At 39.3% G+C, this 20,264-nt stretch carries 19 protein-coding genes; 5 read left to right on the top strand and 14 right to left on the bottom strand.

All coding sequences use genetic code 11. The annotated features are described in order from the left end of the window. The first annotated feature begins 340 nt into the window (after nt 1–340). From ACQQ2I_RS05620 to ACQQ2I_RS05605, 4 genes are all read left to right on the top strand, one after another. Nucleotides 341–823 (top strand): hypothetical protein, encoded by a 483-nt coding sequence (locus tag ACQQ2I_RS05620; protein ID WP_431029586.1) that lies wholly within the window; start codon nt 341–343, stop codon nt 821–823. A gap of 24 nt (nt 824–847) precedes the next feature. Further along, nucleotides 848–1,297, top strand: a complete 450-nt coding sequence (locus ACQQ2I_RS05615; RefSeq protein ID WP_431029585.1) for a PilW family protein — start codon at nt 848–850, stop codon at nt 1,295–1,297. Then, nucleotides 1,297–2,883, top strand: a complete 1,587-nt coding sequence (locus ACQQ2I_RS05610) for a pilus assembly PilX N-terminal domain-containing protein (protein WP_431029584.1) — start codon at nt 1,297–1,299, stop codon at nt 2,881–2,883. Before ACQQ2I_RS05615 ends, ACQQ2I_RS05610 begins: the two co-directional genes overlap by 1 nt. Nucleotides 2,884–3,081: 198 nt before the next feature. Next, nucleotides 3,082–3,357: a hypothetical protein gene (locus ACQQ2I_RS05605; protein WP_431029583.1), complete on the top strand. Its 276-nt coding sequence runs from the start codon at nt 3,082–3,084 to the stop codon at nt 3,355–3,357. A gap of 185 nt (nt 3,358–3,542) precedes the next feature. On the opposite strand, the gene ACQQ2I_RS05600 is transcribed toward ACQQ2I_RS05605, so the two are convergent. The 7 genes from ACQQ2I_RS05600 to ACQQ2I_RS05570 all read right to left on the bottom strand — a co-directional run bounded on the left by ACQQ2I_RS05600 (nt 3,543) and on the right by ACQQ2I_RS05570 (nt 11,591). After that, complete coding sequence (locus ACQQ2I_RS05600) at nt 3,543–4,091, bottom strand: 5' nucleotidase, NT5C type (protein WP_431029582.1); 549 nt, start codon at nt 4,089–4,091, stop codon at nt 3,543–3,545. Between the two features lie 693 nt (nt 4,092–4,784). Continuing rightward, nucleotides 4,785–6,887 carry a DUF2339 domain-containing protein gene (locus ACQQ2I_RS05595; protein WP_431029581.1) on the bottom strand — a complete coding sequence of 701 codons (2,103 nt, stop codon included), beginning with the start codon at nt 6,885–6,887 and terminating at the stop codon, nt 4,785–4,787. 287 nt (nt 6,888–7,174) lie between these two features. Then, nucleotides 7,175–8,509 carry a type I glutamate--ammonia ligase gene (gene glnA, locus ACQQ2I_RS05590; RefSeq protein ID WP_431029580.1) on the bottom strand — a complete coding sequence of 445 codons (1,335 nt, stop codon included), beginning with the start codon at nt 8,507–8,509 and terminating at the stop codon, nt 7,175–7,177. 62 nt (nt 8,510–8,571) lie between these two features. Beyond that, the gene (locus ACQQ2I_RS05585; protein ID WP_431029579.1) at nt 8,572–8,952 is read right to left on the bottom strand and encodes a MerR family transcriptional regulator; all 381 of its coding nucleotides are present in this window, start codon (nt 8,950–8,952) and stop codon (nt 8,572–8,574) included. Between the two features lie 182 nt (nt 8,953–9,134). Further along, a complete protein-coding gene (locus ACQQ2I_RS05580; protein ID WP_431029578.1) occupies nt 9,135–9,680 on the bottom strand; it encodes a hypothetical protein in 546 nt (181 codons plus the stop codon). 57 nt (nt 9,681–9,737) lie between these two features. Then, a complete protein-coding gene (locus ACQQ2I_RS05575; protein ID WP_431029577.1) occupies nt 9,738–10,265 on the bottom strand; it encodes a TlpA family protein disulfide reductase in 528 nt (175 codons plus the stop codon). 78 nt (nt 10,266–10,343) lie between these two features. Beyond that, nucleotides 10,344–11,591 carry an aminotransferase class I/II-fold pyridoxal phosphate-dependent enzyme gene (locus ACQQ2I_RS05570; RefSeq protein WP_431029576.1) on the bottom strand — a complete coding sequence of 416 codons (1,248 nt, stop codon included), beginning with the start codon at nt 11,589–11,591 and terminating at the stop codon, nt 10,344–10,346. Nucleotides 11,592–11,722: 131 nt separating this feature from the next. On the opposite strand from ACQQ2I_RS05570, the gene ACQQ2I_RS05565 reads away from it, so the two are divergent. Next, nucleotides 11,723–12,331, top strand: coding sequence for a trimeric intracellular cation channel family protein (locus tag ACQQ2I_RS05565; protein WP_431029574.1), 609 nt, complete (start codon nt 11,723–11,725; stop codon nt 12,329–12,331). 213 nt (nt 12,332–12,544) lie between these two features. On the opposite strand, the gene ACQQ2I_RS05560 is transcribed toward ACQQ2I_RS05565, so the two are convergent. The 7 genes from ACQQ2I_RS05560 to cotE all read right to left on the bottom strand — a co-directional run bounded on the left by ACQQ2I_RS05560 (nt 12,545) and on the right by cotE (nt 20,146). Then, nucleotides 12,545–12,847, bottom strand: a complete 303-nt coding sequence (locus ACQQ2I_RS05560) for a rhodanese-like domain-containing protein (protein ID WP_431029573.1) — start codon at nt 12,845–12,847, stop codon at nt 12,545–12,547. Between the two features lie 73 nt (nt 12,848–12,920). After that, nucleotides 12,921–13,145 carry an RNA chaperone Hfq gene (hfq, locus tag ACQQ2I_RS05555; RefSeq protein ID WP_431029572.1) on the bottom strand — a complete coding sequence of 75 codons (225 nt, stop codon included), beginning with the start codon at nt 13,143–13,145 and terminating at the stop codon, nt 12,921–12,923. Nucleotides 13,146–13,228: 83 nt separating this feature from the next. Next, on the bottom strand, nt 13,229–14,128 hold the full coding sequence (gene miaA, locus ACQQ2I_RS05550) for a tRNA (adenosine(37)-N6)-dimethylallyltransferase MiaA (RefSeq protein ID WP_431029571.1): 900 nt from the start codon (nt 14,126–14,128) through the stop codon (nt 13,229–13,231). Continuing rightward, nucleotides 14,112–15,038, bottom strand: a complete 927-nt coding sequence (locus ACQQ2I_RS05545; protein WP_431029569.1) for an alpha/beta fold hydrolase — start codon at nt 15,036–15,038, stop codon at nt 14,112–14,114. Before ACQQ2I_RS05545 ends, miaA begins: the two co-directional genes overlap by 17 nt. Before the next feature lie 18 nt (nt 15,039–15,056). Next, on the bottom strand, nt 15,057–16,907 hold the full coding sequence (gene mutL, locus ACQQ2I_RS05540; protein ID WP_431029568.1) for a DNA mismatch repair endonuclease MutL: 1,851 nt from the start codon (nt 16,905–16,907) through the stop codon (nt 15,057–15,059). Between the two features lie 12 nt (nt 16,908–16,919). Further along, entirely contained in the window at nt 16,920–19,502 is a 2,583-nt protein-coding gene (gene mutS, locus ACQQ2I_RS05535) for a DNA mismatch repair protein MutS (RefSeq protein WP_431029567.1), read from the bottom strand. A gap of 86 nt (nt 19,503–19,588) precedes the next feature. Further along, a complete protein-coding gene (gene cotE, locus ACQQ2I_RS05530; protein WP_431029566.1) occupies nt 19,589–20,146 on the bottom strand; it encodes an outer spore coat protein CotE in 558 nt (185 codons plus the stop codon). Between the last annotated feature and the right edge of the window lie 118 nt (nt 20,147–20,264).

The raw sequence follows: 20,264 nt of genomic DNA, 5'->3' as shown, positions 1-20,264 counted from the left end.
TAATAATAGAAAAAAACAAGGTATCTTACAAACTTGGAATATCGTTTTTTGTAAATAAATGACGAATGTTAAGTAAATTAAACTCAAATTTGCTATGTACAACTAATTATCTTCTGTGTAAAAAATTAGTTTAACCGCATTAAAATATTTTTCAGTATTTACTTCCTACACGAATAGCAGAAGTGACCAATAACGGATTACTTTTAGTTCCTATATCCGTCTATATGGGATAGAGCCTAGTAAATTAGTAGTTATTTTCTTTACTTAGCTAGTGATTGGATGAGATAAGAAGATTCTTCATATAGATGCCATTAATTTATCTAAGGGAGGGGCACTTCCAATGAAATTGTTGAAAAGCGAAAAGGGGATCACCTTACTAGAAACAGTAGTATCTCTATTACTAATTTCGATCATTCTAATTTCATTTTTCAGTTTTTTTGTTCAGTCGAAAAAAACAAATTCATCATCAGAATCAATTAGTGAAGCCACATACATTGCACAAAAAGAAATGGAACAAATTTATACACTATCAAAATCTAGTTCTTTATTGAATTTATCCACAACATATTTGCAGGGGTTGGAGTATACATCTGTGTATCCAACAGGAATAGGAAATACCAATAATTGTACCGGCACAGCAAATACCAATCAGACAGTTTATTCAGCAATATTCGCTTATGAAAGACCAATCGAAAACTATACATCAAAGGTTACCATCTCTACATTATGCAATTACACAAATGCCGGGAACGTTTTAATTGAAATTACTGATTCAAATAATAATTTAAAAGCAACTGTCGAGAATATTTATATATGGCAATAACTAAAATTAGAAAGAGTGATATTAATGAGGAAAATAACGAAGAATGAAAACGGGCTCACTTTAGTTGAGATATTAGCTACAGTGATTATCCTTTTCATAGTATGTATATTTGTCTACAATATTATTTTTTCTGCAAACAAACAAAACACCTTACAAGTAACTGAATCTAAGCAAATCAATGATGCTGCCTATATATTAAAACAAATTACTAAAGATATTAGAAAAACTTATGACATTACTATTAATCCATCTGATGCCAATCATTATTACTTTAATGATAAAAATAATAATACATTAATAGAATATATATATACAGCAGACAATAGTTTATATAGAGATGGAGGGATTATCGCAAACAATATTAATTCATTTTCAATTTCACCTAATTCAACAACGAATACTGCAACCATCACTTTTGTCCTTAATGAACAACCATACAATACAACACTAGCATTTAGAAGGGGAGATCCATAATGAAATATCTGAATAATAAAGGATATGCTTTATTTCTTACAGTGTTAGTTATATTTCTTGTTTCAATACTAGGTTTAAGTCTTTTAACCGTAACAGCTAATTCAAATAAAACAACTGTTAATGAACGCTATGACCAGTCTATTTACTATGTCGCTGAAGCTGGTATAAACCTAGAGAAAGCTAAAATAACAGAGGTTTTAGAGGAGATTTATACCCCCCTAATGAATGTATTTAACAGCATGAGCTATGAAGCCCAAAAAAACATATTAGACATGCATGGTAGCTTTGAAAATTACTATTATAACGAAGTAAAAAATCAATTTTGCGATAAATACAACACAACTACACATACCTCAAAATGTAGTCCAAGCAACGGGAACACTATTTTAAATTACGAAAATTCTTATCATTTTTCAAAACAATTCAATGAACAACCCGTAGCACAAACTACAATACAAGGAGATTGTTCTACTGTCCCTTGTGTTTTTAATCTAACATCTGAAGGATATTTCGAAGGCTCTCAAAAAAATTCACGTTTATTAACTCAAACATTAGACGTAGATATTAATATTACTCCACCGAGTGGCGGTCCTGGAACTGGGAACGGAAATGGCAACGGAAATACTTCATCAAACACTCCCATCTCTAATATAGCAGCAATTACTAATGGGAATATAACTTTAGTAGGAGGTGCTACAATAGACGGAAACGCAGGCAGTTTAAATGGGAACATTAGTATTAAAGGTGGGGCAAATATAACTGGAACAGCGACTCTCCCATCAGAAGCTAGTAATATTAAACTCGAAGACTACTTACCAGATTTCCCTCATCAAAATTTTAATGAAATGGAAAATATACGATATCCTGAAAATACAGAAATAGTCGAAAGTCAATGGAACAAAACTAACATAATTGAAAATGGGAACTTTAAAGCAAATAATTGGATGACAGATAATTATAAACTAACTGTAGATAAAGATATTCGTTTTGACGAATTTACAGTAACTCAAAATAATACAATTACGATAGATATAGGAAGTAACAATGTGAATTTATATGTCAATTCATTAGATATTCAGCAGGGGCATATTAAAATTGTCGGCACAGGAACTTTGAATATCTTTGTCAAAGATTCAGTTAATATTAAGGGGTCTTTTAATAAGAACAATGATGATAGCGCTTCAAATCAAGTAAATATGTTTTATCAAGGAACAAAAGCAACAAAATTCAATGGGGAAACTCAATTTCACGGGTCTTTTTATACAAATTCTGCTGATTTAAAATTAACAGGTGGAGCTGGATTTTACGGTAATATTTACTCAGGGGGAAAAAACCTTGATATTAGTGGTGGGGTTCCTACAAAAGGACAATATATTATTGCACCTCATGCTGATTTAAAGCTCTCTGGAGGAGGTAACATTACCGGAACAGTTATTGCAAATAGTATCGATGCTAATGGAGGAACATCTATAAACTTCGGCTCAAGTGTAGTGCCTCTACCAGTAATACCTGGTACACCTACACCACCATTCATATATCAATCTGCAACCGATTTTATTAAAGAAGACGTTTTGAACGAACAATAGAACTTTTAAAAGGGGAAGTTGAACTTCTCCTTTTTTACTCTCATGAACCATTATGTATAAAGCACTAGATAAAACCTATATTCAATCCCCCTCGACCGCTTACAGCAACAAGACCTTCCACTCCGCACACCCAGCCCACCCTCCACAACCTAACCAACATATACTGAAATAATCATTCATGAAAGGAGCATTTAAAGTTTGGCTAGAAATAATAGTGGGCAAAACACTGATCCGCTAAATGAGCTTCTACAAGGGAATGAAAACAGCGCGGCTAAGCTTGCTGTCATTGCTAATATAGTGGTCACTTTAGGAGATGTATTAGCGACAACAGCAGCTGTCCTTGCTCTAGAAGAGTTACAATCACAAGACAGCCCTAACAACAATGGGGGTAGTTTGGAACGATTTAAACAACTAGAAAAGCAGGTGCATTATTTAACAAAAGAGCTGAATAAACTGAAATATTCTAGAAAATAATATTGTGACGTGCTAGGGCCAATCTAATATACGCTTATTACTTTTTTAATCGTACGGCAACATGTACATAATACTTCGAATACAAAATCACCTAATCCAGCTCATTATACGGGAAATTGCGGCACAAACGTAAAAATGGGTCGGTCAGTCAGATTGTACTGACTACCGCCCTATTTTGTGTTGCTTTATTTTTCGACGCCTACTTTTAAAAAGTATTCCCCGATTTCCTTCCAATTCCGTACGCGCACATAGCCGTCTACATGCTCATTGTATGGCATAGAGTAGAGGATTCCTTGCCCACGAAATGCTTGTAGCTGACGTGGATTATCATCGATTAAATAATCCGTATAAATGACTGCCTTATTACCACAAAATACAAAGTTTTGAGTGTTTAGGAATGGAAAGTGTTCGCGTAACCATTCATATTTCGCATGAAATGAGCCTGGTACGTCCATCGCAGCTGTTGCAATATAGACATCAAAATGATCGTTTAATTGTCGTACCACTTCAATCGAATCAGGATCAAGCACTTCAAAATCTCTGAAAAAAGACGGTTCATTTAGCAATTCAAAAAACCGCTTTTCTTTCGATGGATCCAGGCTTTTTTTTGTGCCATGTAAAAATTCTTCTTCTGTTAAGGATTCTCCAAACGCCTCATTATACGCCACGACCATTTTCTTGTAACTATTCGCTAATACTTGGTCCATATCGATCGCAATACTTTTTCTCATCATTACCCCTCCACATCCATTCGATACTTATAGTCTAGTGAACTTTTTCACATGTTACAAGCACCACTCTTTTATTATTTTGTTAAGTGAACGTAAATTTGTGCTATTCATATAATTTTTTTGTGTGTATTACGATGAAAAAGCATCGAATTTACGCCGAAAATGAGTGAAAAACGATGGAAAATCACCTTTCATTGCCCCGTTTTTTCCGTTAAACTTCAAAACAACTAGGATAATCGACTTATCATTAGGCGAGTCAACTACACGAAAAAATCGATCTTTTTTAGCCATTTTCATTCAAAAAATAGCGCGATTTGTATCCTTAACTGTGAAGGCTTTTTCCATGCTATATTTTCCAAATTCCTTCCCACCGCGCCATCACTAAAAAAAATTTCCCCCTTCTTTTTTTATCAGCACTCAAAAAAACAGCTATTATGCAAACTACCGGTTTTGATATACAACTTATCTCAAAATAAGTGCAAATCAGGACTTTTCACCCTTATGTTGTCACATATTTTTAATTAAGTTGTATATGAATTTTGCCGATTCGCCTTTTTCGCGTTTAAACACTATACTAAAAATTTTCCTCCCCCGAAATTTTTCCGAGGCTTTTAAGTTTACTTGCTTAATTTTTTGATTTACTTGCCATTTCCCAATCAAAAAGAAAACCGTGGCAAAAAATTGCCACGGTCATATTTATTTTCTTAACAATCGATTCGATAACAGTAGCCCGACGCCACCAATCACAATAAATAACGCAGAGCGAACGAGTAAATCGAGTGCAGATAAGTCAAAGAATATCAGCTTAAAGATGCCGATCCCAAGAAGAACAAAGCCCATGATTTTCACATCTCGCCAGCTTCTTTTTGCACCAAGCATTAACGTAACGCTTGCAACCGCAAAAATCGTCATCGTATTTCCTGTCACAGCAACGGCATAGTCTACTAAACTGCTATTATACAATAATGAAAATACACTCATGATTAATACGATAAATAATACAATGCCCGCATTCATCAGCCGCTCGATTTTATTAGCTAGAGCACCTTCCCATCTCTTATAAATTCGACCACTACTATAAAAGTCTGCAAGCACGCTAATTAATACCGCTACATACACGCCTCTTGTCAGGAAATTCAATTGCCAAACCGTCTCATAATAATAGCCCGTCAGCAATACAACCATGACCGCCATCAGATTCCCGAATACAAGCGCGATGACAAAAAATCGGCCCATCCATTTTTCCGGCATAAAAAAGGATGCAACAAGCAACAAAGCGAGCGCCATAAAAGCTACATAAGGTACGTTTCCGACTGTTGACATATAGGCATAATCTAGATTGATTAAATAACTTATAAAATACACGGTTATCACGACTGGCAAAATATCGACAACATGCGCCTTCTCCATCCATACTTCAAAACGAGTCAGATTGTGCTTTGGCTGTTTGACATACATATAAATGACGATTAAATATAGCAATAGCATGACAAGGGATAGATGACTTAATGTAAAGAACGGATCCACGTCACTCATTGCCATTGTCATCATAGTCACAACGAAAAACGCAAAGCTGTACGTCACTTTCATGATCGTTGCGCGTAAACGTAATGCGAGCGTCATCCCAACAAATGCGATCAAACCATGTAAAAGCACATCGATTTCATAAGACAAGCTAAACGTAAATAGCGTAAAGGTTAACGAAAGAAACGCTACGGTTACTGCCACATCGACTACTTGTGGACGTTGCTCCCTATAAGCAACAACAGCCTTCACAGCAAAAATAGTCAGCATAATGAGGTAAATTACCGTATCAAGTACATGCTGATTTATTACGACCCATAATAGGAGTAACACAAACACATTATAGCTAAATAATAATCCTTCATGCGTCGCCTTCCATTTACTTTCTGTATCATATAATGTCCACCAGCTATAAAGGAAGATTGCGACAATGAAAAGAATTCCCACCGCAAAATACATGTCGACCTGTTCACTTAACCCCCATAATCCTAAAGCTGATAACAAGGTAAAGGCCGTTGTAACATATAGCGCGATTTGCTGACTATGCTTCACAATAACGAATTGAATCACTGCAAATAAAATAACGACAAATTGAATAATGAGCAGCTCACTAAAGTCCATATATTCTAGTAAATAAGGTAGTAGCAGTGATGTAAAAATGACAAAAATCGTTAATACTTCATTCGCTCTGTAATAACTAATGACAATTCCATAGATAATGTAAAGAATGGCGATGACGAGCGCTGTATACAGACCGATGATTTCATACAAAATCGCGCCTGCTGCCGTCGTTAATATCCCAATCATAAATGCGCCACCGTAGAGCGAAATAATGACTGCTGGTGAACTCTTTTGCTTTTTTTCTAGCACATAAGGCAACACCATTAATCCGATAGACAAAGCATACGCAAGGAGAATTTTTACGCCGTCCGATAAATAACCGTATTCACTCACTAATTTGAGCCCCCAAAGTACGCCAAGTACGAGAATGACCATAAATACTTTTGGGAGTGCCCATGTAATTGTTTCCTCTAAAGAACGTTCCGGCTTTGCTGGTGGCTGTTCTTTTTCCAGTGTAGGAGCAGACTCATTTCGTTCTATTGTCATCATCGGTTGCTCAAATATCGTCTTTTTCAACTGGGACACGGTACTTTTTATTTGAGATGGTTCATATGATGTTTCATCGGTCCCACGTTTTAATTGAGAGAGTTCTTGCTTTAAACTTCTGACCTCCTCCTCAAGTATTTCAACTCGCCGTTCTAACTCTCTATCCATCCTGTCACCTACAATCCATTTGAATTTTATTACATTATACCAAACGTCTTGAAAAGTGTAAATTTACACTTTTTTTATCATATGAACGATAAAACTTTCCATGAACGGTTATTTTTATTTTTTGTATTCTCATCCAGACATTTTTCTGATATAATAGAAAAGACGCAATCAAAGGGTTGCCTAAATCATAGCTACGGTTACCGCCGTAGCTTTTCTTTTTTTATATTCCAACATCGCATGATTATAATAAAAAGCGTTGAAGCCCTAGAGCCTCAACGCTTTTCTTATTAGTACATTTTCATGTACATGTCACGTTCCCATTGGTGTACTTGTGTACGGAACATTTCACATTCAATTTCTTTTGCTTCTTTGAAGTTTTCGTAAATGTGTTCGCCTAAAGCATTTTTTACGACTTCATCTTCAGCTAATAATTTTAATGCTTCATCTAAAGATACTGGTAAGTTGTCGATCCCATTTGCTTTACGCTCTTCTTCGCTCATCACATAAATGTTACGGTTAATCGCTGCTGGTGGTGTCATTTTTTGACGAATTCCTTCAAGACCCGCTTCTAAAATAACAGCCATTGCTAAATATGGGTTAGCAGCTGGGTCTACTGAGCGCACTTCTACACGTGTTGATACACCGCGAGAAGATGGGATACGAATAAGTGGTGAACGGTTTTGCGCTGACCATGCTACGTAACATGGCGCTTCATAACCTGGTACTAAACGTTTATAAGAGTTAATTGTTGGGTTAATAACAGCCGTGAAGCCTTTCACGTGTGCAAGCACACCTGCCATAAATTGCGTCGCTGTTTCAGATAAACCAAGCTCTGTCGCTTCATCATAGAACGCATTTTCTTTCCCTTTAAATAAAGATACGTTGAAGTGCATTCCTGAACCCGCTTCGCCGAATAACGGTTTTGGCATGAATGTCGCATGTAAGCCGTGCTTGCGCGCAATTGTTTTTACAACAAGCTTGAATGTTTGGATATTGTCACATGCTGACACAGCGTCCGCATACTTAAAGTCGATTTCGTGTTGTCCTGGTGCTACTTCATGGTGAGATGCTTCGATTTCAAAGCCCATTTCTTCTAGCTCTAGTACGATATCACGACGACAGTTTTCACCAAGGTCAGTCGGTGCTAAGTCGAAGTAACCGCCATGGTCATTTACCTCTAAAGTTGGCTCGCCTTTTTCATCTAATTTGAATAAGAAGAACTCTGGCTCAGGCCCTAAGTTGAAGTCTGTAAAACCTAATTCTTCCATCTCTTTTAAAAGACGTTTTAAGTTTGAACGTGGATCCCCAGCAAATGGTGTGCCGTCCGGACGTGCGATGTCACAAATAAGACGTGCTACTTTTCCTTTTGTAGCAGTCCATGGGAAAATCATAAATGTATCATAATCAGGGAATAGATACATATCTGATTCTTCAATACGTACAAAACCTTCGATTGAAGAGCCATCGAACATCATTTTATTGTCTAATGCTTTGTCTAATTGACTTACTGGAATCTCAACGTTTTTGATTGTTCCTAAAATGTCTGTAAACTGTAAACGAATGAATTTTACTTCTTGTTCTTGTACTAGACGTTTAATGTCTTCTTTTGTGTATTTACCCACAATTCCACTCTCCTAAAAATGTTTAGCCTCTGAGGATATCCCTCATGTATAATTCACACACTTTATTGATAAAAGCGTGATAAATTCCCTTGACGTAGAGAAGTTGTTTGCATGCGCTGTGATTGGCGCATCTCTTCTCGTAAAATTTTTCGTAATTCGGCATCTGAAATTTCTTTTGCCGCCGCTTGTACAGTTGGGTCATTTTTCATGGCAAATACTTTTTTAATGCCAGCCATGTTCACGCCTTGCTCAAGCATATCTTTAATTTCAAGTAAAGTATCGACATCATTTAAGCTAAACATGCGTCGATTTCCTTCAGTACGGTGCGGCTGGATTAAATCATGCTCTTCGTAATAGCGAATTTGACGCGCTGTTAAATCCGTTAATTGCATCACAATACTAATCGGTAAAAGCGGCATTGTTCTACGAATCTCACTACTCATTTCATCCACCTCCCTTACCGCTATATTACTCCCTGTGATGAACGATGTCAACGGTATGTTAGAAAAACTAACACAAATAAGAAAACACGCCTAAAAAGGTGCATAAAATAGAAAATAATCTGTATTTTCTCTTCATTAAACTAATTTCGCTCAAAAAAAAAATGCATCCGTATAAGATGCATTCAGTCATGATGATTTTCTATATAGTTGATATTGTACTGGCGAGCAATCGATAAAAACGTGCCACGGATTTGTTGAAGCTGACCGTTTTCTACTATTTCAACGGTTTCACCATCATTCATCGTAAATGTATACGTATTAGCATCTGTCGCGTAAACGTCATACACGATATCGGTCATCTCTTCCCAGTAGTAGTTTTTCACATCGCTATACATTTTTGTTTCAATGCCGCTCTCCTGAATCACGATATAGCTCGTCTGTGATTGGAGAAAGGCAATGATAGCCCCTACCACTAACAACCCGCCCAACATATATGTAGCGAGTTGGCGCTTCCATGCCAATAATAAAAGCATCACAATTAAGCAAGCAAAACCAACGCCTACTAACACAAAGTTTCGCATCGGAATGAGCAGTGCAATATGATCGACATGTATATAGACTGTTTGCGAATAAAAAAGTGGGACAAAAAATACAAATAACGGCGTTATAAGCAATAGCGCAATCGCAAATACAATCATTTTTATTTGTGGACTCGTTCCCCTATTCACGTAAACCTCCCCCTTTATATGCTATACGAGCCTATCAAGAGGGAGGTTTCAACATTATTACAATTGCTTTACATATAAATCCAACATCGTTTCATCAATCGCACCGTTAATTTTCATTTGGATGATGCCTTCTTCATCTAAAAAATACGTGCTCGGAATAGTTATGACTTCATATGCCTTTGACACATCATCTGCTTTATCCAGTAAAATTGGGAATGTTAAGCCGTATTCATCGACAAACTGGGCGATTTTTTCAACCTTCACATCTTTATCTGTTATATTCACAGCTAACACCACAACATCTTCATGTTTGGCATCATACGCTTCAAATACAGGCATCTCTTCACGGCAAGGATCACACCACGTAGCCCAGAAATTCAAAATTACTTTTTTCCCTTTTACATCTTGTAAGCTTAATGGCTCCCCGTTTAATGTCTCAAGTTTAAATTGAGGCGGTGTATCCCCTTTTTCAAGACCTGTTCCTTCATCTGTTAAGCCAAACTCAGTAGCTGGCTCTTTTAAGCTATTCCATGCCACTGCACCAATTAATATAATAATGATAAGTAGTCCAATCCATTTTTTCAAAACAAAACACCTCCGCCCTTAGCATAGCACGGGGGCGACGGTAGATTTGTGAAAAATACGTGAAATCGATTGAACTGACTATTTTAATGCTTGGACAGCGCTACAAATCGCATATTTAACATGCTCATACGTTAATCCGCCTTGGATAAATGCCGTAAATGGTGGGCGAATCGGACCATCTGCTGTTAATTCAATACTGGAGCCTTGCACAAATGTACCAGCTGCCATAATCACATCATCCTCGTATCCAGGCATATACGCTGGTTCTGGGGCATAGTGCGCATTAATCGGTGATGCCGCCTGTACTTCCCGACAAAACGCGACCATCTGCTCCGCTGTTTGGAATGATACCGATTGAATTAAATCTGTACGTGCATCTGTATAATGCGGCGATGTCGTCATCCCTACTTGCTCTAGCATAGCCGATGTGAAAATCGCCCCTTTTAACGCTTGTGCGACCGTGTGTGGTGCCATAAAAAATCCTTGATAAAAATCGGCTAACGTATTTAACGTTGCCCCAGCTTCTGCACCAATACCTGGTGATGTCATACGATACGCACATTTTTCCACTAAATGTGCACGACCTGCAATATAACCGCCAATTTTCGCTAAACCACCACCAGGATTTTTAATGAGTGACCCCGCCATTAAATCTGCACCCACTTCTGTCGGCTCATACTGCTCAACGAATTCTCCGTAACAGTTATCCACAAAAATCACAGCTTGCGGGGCGATTTCGCGAATGCGTTTTGTCATCTCCGCAATTTGTTCAATTGTAAAGGATGGGCGTGTTGCATACCCTTTTGAGCGTTGAATGGCAATCATTTTTGTGTTTGCATTTACTGCCTCTTGTACGCCCGCCCAGTCGATTTCTGTATTGTCGATTAAATCCACATGGCAATACTTAATGCCAAAATCCTTCAAGGAACCTGTATCTTTTTCCCCGCCGTCTACAATCGATTGCAATGTATCATAAGGTTTCCCTGTAATATATACAAGCTCATCTCCTGGTCGTAACACCCCGAACAAGCTTAGTGTAATCGCATGTGTACCTGAAATAATTTGCGGGCGTACAATCGCTGCCTCTGCACCAAACACTTCTGCATATACACGTTCTAAATTGTCTCGCCCTTCATCATCATAACCGTAACCACTTGATGGGTGTAGATGATAGTCACTTACTTGATGCTTACGAAATGCTGCTAACACTTTTTGTTGATTGTAAAAGGCCATATCATCACATTTTTTATGATAAGGGCGAACAAGCTCCTCTACTTTCTCTGCTAATGCTAGTGTATCGTTTGTTAAAACGGTCTGAAATGCCACAATAATTACTCCTATCTTTTCTTTATGTCCTTTACCATCTTATCAATTCATAAAAATGCGTCAACTATTTCATATTGCTCATATTTGTAAAAATTGCTATTCTCATAGGGAATACTTAGGGGGTGTATTTGGTGGCTTGGGATGTGTTTAGTATAATTGGTACAGTCGCATTTGCTTTATCTGGCGCCATTATTGCAATGGAGGAAGAGTATGATTTATTCGGTGTGTATATTTTAGGTATTGTGACGGCATTTGGTGGGGGGGCGATTCGGAATGTCCTCATCGGCTTACCGGTTTCGACATTGTGGAATCAAGAAACGTTATTTCAAATAACGCTCGTGGCAATTACACTATTTTTCATTATGCCGCATCATTTAATTAAGCATTGGAACCGTTGGGGAAATATTACCGATGCCATTGGTCTCGCCGCATTTGCCATTCAAGGGGCGATGCATGCAGTAAAACTCGGACTTCCGCTCAGTGCGGTGATCGTTGCAGCGATTTTGACAGGTTGCGGGGGTGGGATCATTCGTGACTTATTAGCGGGCCGCAAGCCGATTGTGCTACGCGATGAAATTTATGCACTATGGGCAGCGATTGCCGGACTCTTGATTGGTTTACAATTCGTCACAAGCGACTTGTTCTTGTACGGATTATTTATAGGTGTCATTTTCTTCCGTTTTCTTTCTTATTCAAGGGAGTGGCAGTTACCTCGTAAAAAGCTATATTTACATAAGTAAGGCGAAACTAATAGGATTTCCGTGATCACTGGAAATCCTTTTTGTTTTGTATGCAGGATTTATCAGCGGGTTTTGTGATTTTATCGGCGATTCTGCACCTTTATCGGCGAGTACGCTAATTTATCAGCGGTTTCACAACTTTTATCAGCGAATCCCCCTTTTCCTCCACAAAATCATAAAAAGCGCAACGGATGTTCCGCTACGCCCTCATGATTATTTAAACTCTAATTCTCCGTCGTATGCCATCATGCCGCCTTCTAAGTTTGTCACATCGAAGCCTTGCTCAGCTAAATACTCGCAAGCATTGGCACTGCGTACGCCGCCTTTACATACAACAATATACGCTTTTGATTGATCTAATTCGGCTGTGCGTGCTGGGACCTCGCCAAGCGGAATATTTGTTGCACCTGGAATCATCCCGTGCTCTACTTCAAAATCTTCACGTACATCGATAATGTGTAAATCTTCATTTGCATCTAGTAAATTTAATAATTCATCTGTTGTCATTGATTTCATGACGATAGCTCCCCTCAATCAGCATTCCTTGTTATTATAAGTGAAATGCCTGGCAGTTGCTAGTAGTTAACATCTATTCTTCACCATTTAATGTCACCTGTTTTGTAGGGACAAATGTTGAAATCGCATGTTTATAAATTAAATGTTGCTTTCCTTCTGCTTCTAGTAATACCGTAAAATTATCGTACGATTTCACTAATCCTTTCAGCTGGAAACCATTTAATAGGAATACCGTTACGAAAACATTGTTTTTTCTTAAATGATTTAAAAATGTGTCCTGTAAGTTAATTGATTTCACGAGAGCGCCTCCTGATACTTTATATTTCTATAGTTGTTACTATTCTCCACTAATATAAAGATTCCTCCCATTTTTTCAATAAATTAGAAAATTTTTTTAATTTTCTCGAAATCATTTGAAACCCACTGTACGTCCATTTTATTTCGGAAGTATGTCAGTTGACGTTTAGCATAGCGTCTAGAATTTTGCTGAATTTGCTCAATGGCTTCCTCTAACGTACAAAGCCCGTCAAAATGAGCAAATAATTCTTTATACCCAATGGCTTTGACTGCTTGTGTATCGCGAATCCCCGCATCATACAGCGCCCTTGCTTCTGCTAGTAGCCCCTTTTCCATCATTACATCCACACGCATATTAATGCGTTCATATAATTTCTCACGATCCATATCTAGCCCTAAAATGAGATGTTGATATAACGGGATATCCCCGCGCTGATGTTCTTCATTTGCCTTTGATGTATCGCTTAGTTCTACCATTTCCAGCGCGCGAATGACTCGGCGTGTATTATTCGGATGAATCGTTTTTGCAGTCTTCGGGTCAAGTGCAGCAAGACGCGCATGCATCGCTTCTGGACCTATTTTTTCAAGCTCGGCATAATACGCTTTTCTTGCTTCCTCGTTCACATCCTCTTTTGTAAACTGAAAATCATACAAGACAGACTGCACATATAAACCCGTTCCACCGATAATAATCGGCATCTTGCCGCGCGCTTGTATTTCTTCAATTTTCGCTCGTACAAGCTGTTGATACTCCGCGACTGAAAAATTGTCTGTCGGTTCTTTTATATCGAGTAAATGATGCGGAACACCTTGCATTTCTTGTTGTGTAATTTTAGCTGTTCCGATATCAAGCCCCAGGTATACTTGCATGGAATCTCCATTAATTACTTCTCCATCCAACCATTTGGCCAATTGAATGCTTAATGCCGTCTTACCTGATGCGGTAGGACCAATAATGGCCACTACGTCATAGTCTTTGCTCATGTTTTAACCACCGTTTGATTACTTCGTATACTTGTTCTTTATTTGTTTCATTTAAAATTTCGTGGCGCATCCCTTCAAATAAATAGACACACACATTTTCGAGTCCTGCTTCTGTTAATTGTTCTGCTACTTTAAACACACCGACGCCATAATCACCGACCGGGTCCTCACTACCGCTAATGAGCAGGACGGGTAAATCATGTCTCACACGGGCCATTTCTTCTTTTTTACTAATTAGGCTAATCCCGTATGTGACATCCGCAAAAAATTGATGTGTGCCAATAAATCCACATTTCGGATCATCGATATATTTTTGTACTTCTTGTGGATCACGACTGAGCCAATCAAACATCGTACTCGGGTTTAGTACCGATTTATTAAAGCTACCAAAACTCAATTTATCCATTAGTTCACTCGGGATATTTTTCCCCTTCGTCTGAGCGAGAATATTGGCTACACGATTCCCGATTTCATGTAATCGAGTCCCTGCACCTGTCCCACATAAAATCAGTGCTTTAATGGTCGTACTAAAAAGTTGCACATACCGACGGGCAATAAATGACCCCATGGAATGACCAAATAAAATCATTGGCGGGAGATCACGGTTTTTACGAATTAATTGAGTCACTTCAAAGACATCCCGCACAACCCGTTCAAACCCTTTATGCTCGGCAAAAAAACCGAGCTTACCGTTTCGATCACTCGTTTGGCCGTGCCCACGATGGTCGTGCATCGACACAAAATACCCCATGTCTGCTAATTGCTTCGCATACGTATCGTATCGCCCGCAATGTTCCGCCATCCCATGCAAAATATGAATATGCCCTCGAAGGAGGTTTGTTGGCTCATAGCAAGCAACAAATAATTCTTGTCCATCACTCATCTTTAAAAATTTTTCTACCTTTTCCACCCCAATCCCCCTCTCATATTACATAACACGTTTAAACATTTTTTCTACTTCATACGTAGAAAAATGCACAAGTACAGGACGACCGTGCGGACATGTAAACGGATTATGTGCCGCGCGTAAATCATCCAGCAAGCGAACCATTTGCTCCTTCGTTAAATAATAATTCGCTTTGATCGACTTTTTACAGCTCATCATAATCGCCGCTTCCTCACGTAGCTTTTTGACATCTGCCTTTTTCGTCGTGAGCACTTGCTCAATTAACTCTTCGATAATCTCTTGCTCAAATCCTTTCGGGAACCATGTCGGATATTCACGCACAACGAATGAACCATGCCCGAACTCTTCTAAAAATACCCCTACTTGTTCAAGTGCTTCCCTGTGCTCTTTTAAAATAAGCGCCTCATCCGCTGAATAATGGAAGGTTAACGGTAAGAGTAACGCTTGCCGTTCATTCGCATTCACATCGCCCACTTTTTCGCGGAAATATTCATATTTAATACGTTCCTGAGCCGCATGCTGATCGATTAAATAAAATCCATCCTCCATTTGTGCGACGATATATGTCCCGTGAATTTGTCCAACGACTTCAAGTTGAGGGAATGGCTCTTTGCGTTCTTCTTGATCAGCGAGTTCGTTTGGTACAACGACTTCTTTTTCTACCTGTGAGATAGCTTCTACTATCTCAACAGGCTCTTCTACTATTAATCGTTGCTCCGGAATCGATGCTTCAACTGCCGATTCTCGCACTACAGGCTGTTGCTCATTTAACCGGCTAACGATATGGTCCATCTTTTGTGTGTTCAGTGATGGTTGTTTCCATAAATTCATTTGCTCTGACGGAAGCTTCGTAGGTTTTTCCTTCTTCTCTACTTGGGGCACACGAATCGTCTGGCGAATCGCCGCACGTACCGTGTCTTCAATCAAAGTTAGTAATTCCGGCTCTTTACTTAACCGGACTTGATGCTTCGCCGGATGTACATTGACATCGGTTAGCTGTGGGTCCCCTTCAATATAAAGGACAGTAATTGGATAGCGCTCAATCGGTAAATACGTATGATACGCATCCACTATGGCTTTTTGCACAAGGTAATGCTTGACCCAACGACCGTTTACAAATACAGACATATAGTTTTTAGAAGCACGGGTTACTTCAGGTAGTGTTGCATAGCCATATACTTTATAGTCATTCGAATTTCCTTCAAAGGCGAGCATTTTTTTTGCATTGTGTACCCCATAAATCGCTGCCAATACTTGCTGTACATTGCCGCGCCCATTTGTATGCAGTAGTGCTTGACCGTTATGCACTAGCTTAAATGCAATCGTTGGATAGCCGAGTGCTAAACGATTGATTAAATCGATCGTGTGCCCTAGTTCGGTTTGAATCGTTTTTAAATACTTCAGACGTGCGGGTGTATTATAAAAAAGCTGGGCTACTGTAATATCTGTTCCTTTTCGAAACGCAGTTGGTTTTTGCTCTTTTACGTGTCCCCCTTCTAAATACACTTCAACGCCACTGCTTGTACCGTCTGATGTTTTTAACGTCACTTTCGAGACAGACGCAATCGATGCTAATGCCTCCCCGCGGAAACCGAGTGTGCGAATCCGAAATAAGTCTTGTTCCTTTTCGATTTTGGATGTAGCATGACGAGCAAATGACTTGAGCGCATCGTCTTCATCCATTCCACTTCCATTATCGACAACTTGAATGCTCATCAGACCTGCTTCTTCCAAAAACACTTCAATGGAGGTACTGCCTGCATCAATCGCATTTTCAACCAATTCTTTCACAACAGAGGCGGGGCGTTCGACTACTTCACCGGCTGCAATTTTATTGGATAAAAATTCATCCATTATTTGAATATGGCCCATGCACTCACCTCCTTACTTTCCGTTCACTAGTTTTTGTTGCAGTTCATACAATAAACTCATTGCCTGTATTGGCGTCGTGCCCATCACATTGCATTTTGACAGTGCCTCTAATACTTCTTTTTCCTGTGGCGACATCTCTTCCGTTGGTGCAAATAATGACAACTGTAACTCTTCTTTTGGCTCAGGTTGTACAGCGATTTCAATAGCCGTTCCTTGTGTGACTGGCTTGTCTTGTGCTTCAAATTGCGCGAGTAAAATGCGTGCACGGTCAATAATGGCAGCGGGCATTTCCGCAAGCTCTGCTACATGCACCCCATAGCTTTTATCTGCTGCCCCTGCTTTTACTTTATGCAAAAACACGACACGTCCATTTTGCTCTGTTGCGGATACATGCACATTCACTAATCGTTCGAGCTGCTGTTCTAAATCGGTTAATTCATGATAATGTGTTGAAAATAAAGTATTCGCACCAATTTCCGTATGAATATACTCCATCATCGCCTGCGCTAAACTCATCCCGTCATACGTTGATGTACCACGACCGATTTCATCGAATAGCAGTAGGCTATTTTTTGTCGCATGTGTAATCGCATGCTGTGATTCCATCATTTCGACCATAAATGTCGATTGTCCTGCTGCTAAATCGTCCGCTGCACCGATGCGCGTAAAAATTTGATCGGTAATCGGTAAACTAGCTTCTGCTGCGGGTACATAACAACCCATTTGGGCAAGAATCACAATTAGGGCAACTTGGCGCATATACGTACTTTTACCGGACATATTTGGCCCTGTAATAAGCATCATATTTTTCTCTTCCGTTAACACACAGTCATTTGGTACATACATTTGCTTACCAAGCATTTTTTCAACAACAGGGTGACGTCCATCAATAATTTTCAACGCACGCCCCTCATGGAATGTCGGTTTAGTAAAGCGGTACTTTTCCGTGACAACAGCAAAGCCCATATAAACATCCAGCTCGCTAATTGCCGCCGCTAACGCTTGTACACGCGGAATATACACTTTTAATTCTTCACGCAGCGCCACAAATAAATCGTATTCAAGTGCTAAGCTTTGTTCCTCTGCGTTTAAAATAAGCGCTTCTTTTTCTTTTAATTCTTCTGTAATATATCGCTCTGCATTCGCCAGTGTTTGCTTGCGTTCATAGCGCGTTAAATCCGCTTTCCCGATATGCGATTTTGTAATTTCAATATAATAACCAAACACGCGATTATAGCCGATTTTCAAGTTATTAATGCCTGTTAATTGACGTTCTTTTTGCTCTAGCTGCATAATCCAGCCTTTCCCGTTACGAGAGGCATAGCGAAGATCATCCAACTTTTCATTGTAGCCGTCGCGAATGACATCGCCTTCTTTAATCGTAATTGGCGGATGATCTGTAATACTGCGAGCAAGTAGCGCTTCAATATCTTCACATGTATCAAGCGACTCCCCTAAACGTACCAATGTTTCCTTACCACTTTCAAGTAGCTGCGCTTTAATCGCGGGTACTTGACGAAGCGATTCACGAAGCTGGGCTAAATCACGCCCCCCTACATTGCCAAATGCAACACGACCGGCTAACCGCTCTAAGTCATATACTTGCTTTAGTAGTTCACGCAGTTCGCCGCGCACGAAAAATTCCTCTAGTAAATCTGTCACAATGGCAAGACGCGCTTCAATAGCACTGCGCGACGCAAGTGGTTGATGTAACCATTGTTTTAATTTACGCCCACCCATCGCTGTCACCGTTTCATCTAGCAGCCAAAGGAGCGTCCCCTTTTGATCGCCACCTCGAATCGATTGGATCAGCTCTAAATTGCGTTTAGAGTTCGTATCAATGCGTAAATATTGTTGCATTTCCGTAAAGGTAAATGCCTGTAAATGCGAGAGGGAACGCATTTGTGTTCGTTCAATATACTGTAGTAAACGACATGCAGCTGGCTTTAACGCTGGAGGTAAATGTTCAATGTACATATTCGCTTTCTGCCCATCCATTTCTCCTTCCTCCAATGATAAGACAATCCCTGTTGCCTCAGCCATTTCTACCATTTCAAGCTGCATTTCTTGTGTGACGATGACTTCCCGAATATTAAAGCTTTGCAGTTGCTGAATACACTCTTTCGCACCGCCTTCAACGATTTGAGCATTGGCTTCACCAGTGGAAACATCTAAATAAACAAAAGCGATTTCATTATTCGGTAGTTGATCAGCAGCCGCTAAAAAGTGGTTTGTTTTACTATCGATTGATTTGCCGTCCATAATCGTACCCGGCGTAATCAACTGTACGACTTCGCGCTTTACAACGCCTTTTGCTTGCTTCGGGTCTTCTGTTTGTTCACAAACCGCCACTTTATACCCTTTTGACACAAGTGTTTCAATATAGTTTTTGGCAGCATGATGCGGCACGCCACACATCGGAATACGCTCTTTGCCGCCAGCGTCGCGACTCGTTAACGTAATTTCAAGAATTTGCGATGCACGAACGGCATCATCAAAAAACATTTCATAAAAGTCACCTAACCTGAACAATAGAAAGGCATCCTTGTAATCTTCTTTTATTAATAAATATTGTTGCATCATCGGAGTATACATACATCTAACCTCTTTACTTTCTTTAGTACTCTCCATTATAACAATAAAGGAGCCTTCCCAAAAGTGTTTGAGAAGACCCCTTTCAATTAGTGAAATGATGATGATTCAAGTACAGGGCTGCTACTTGAGCTCGAGCTTGAACTGCTTGAACTTGAAGAAGTACTTTCATCTCCAAATGCCCATTCTTCTTCAAAATCTAGTGGATGAACATGCACACAAACTGTCGTCTCACCGATTACTTCCACTAAAAATTCACGTTCTACTAACACTTTAATCTTATCTCCACATGGCGTAATGACTGCTTCAATACAATTTGGTTGCTGCAGGACACGTACATGCACATCATTCGAATCGCCAACTTGGTTATCACGGTAATGTAGCTTGATGCGGTCACGATACGGCACCGTTTCTGTATATACGGCTGTTTTCGAGTGATTGTTAAATGCATACCAAATATTCACATCGAATTTTCCGGATACATCAACATAATTTCCAACTTTTTTAGCTTGGTACTGATGGTTGATGACCCAGCAGCCTAATATATTAGTCGGTGTATTCGGTGGCTTTAATAGCTCCTCTTGTTCTGTGCGCTTCTTACCTTTTGCAATGACCGCTCTCGTCACGATTTGACGTAGCCTTTTCACCGACACCTCTCCCTTCCTAATTCTCGCCTTATCATATGCGGCTGATGCCTAATATGTTCACATTAGAAAAAAACACATCTCGACCAAATTTAGTCAAAATGTGTTTTGATTATTTCCT

It is taken from the genome of Lysinibacillus sp. LZ02 (assembly GCF_050613145.1).
GTDB lineage: Bacteria > Bacillota > Bacilli > Bacillales_A > Planococcaceae > Lysinibacillus_B.
Note: the sequence above shows the minus strand (reverse complement) of the source record. Positions and strands in the feature narration are given on the sequence as shown.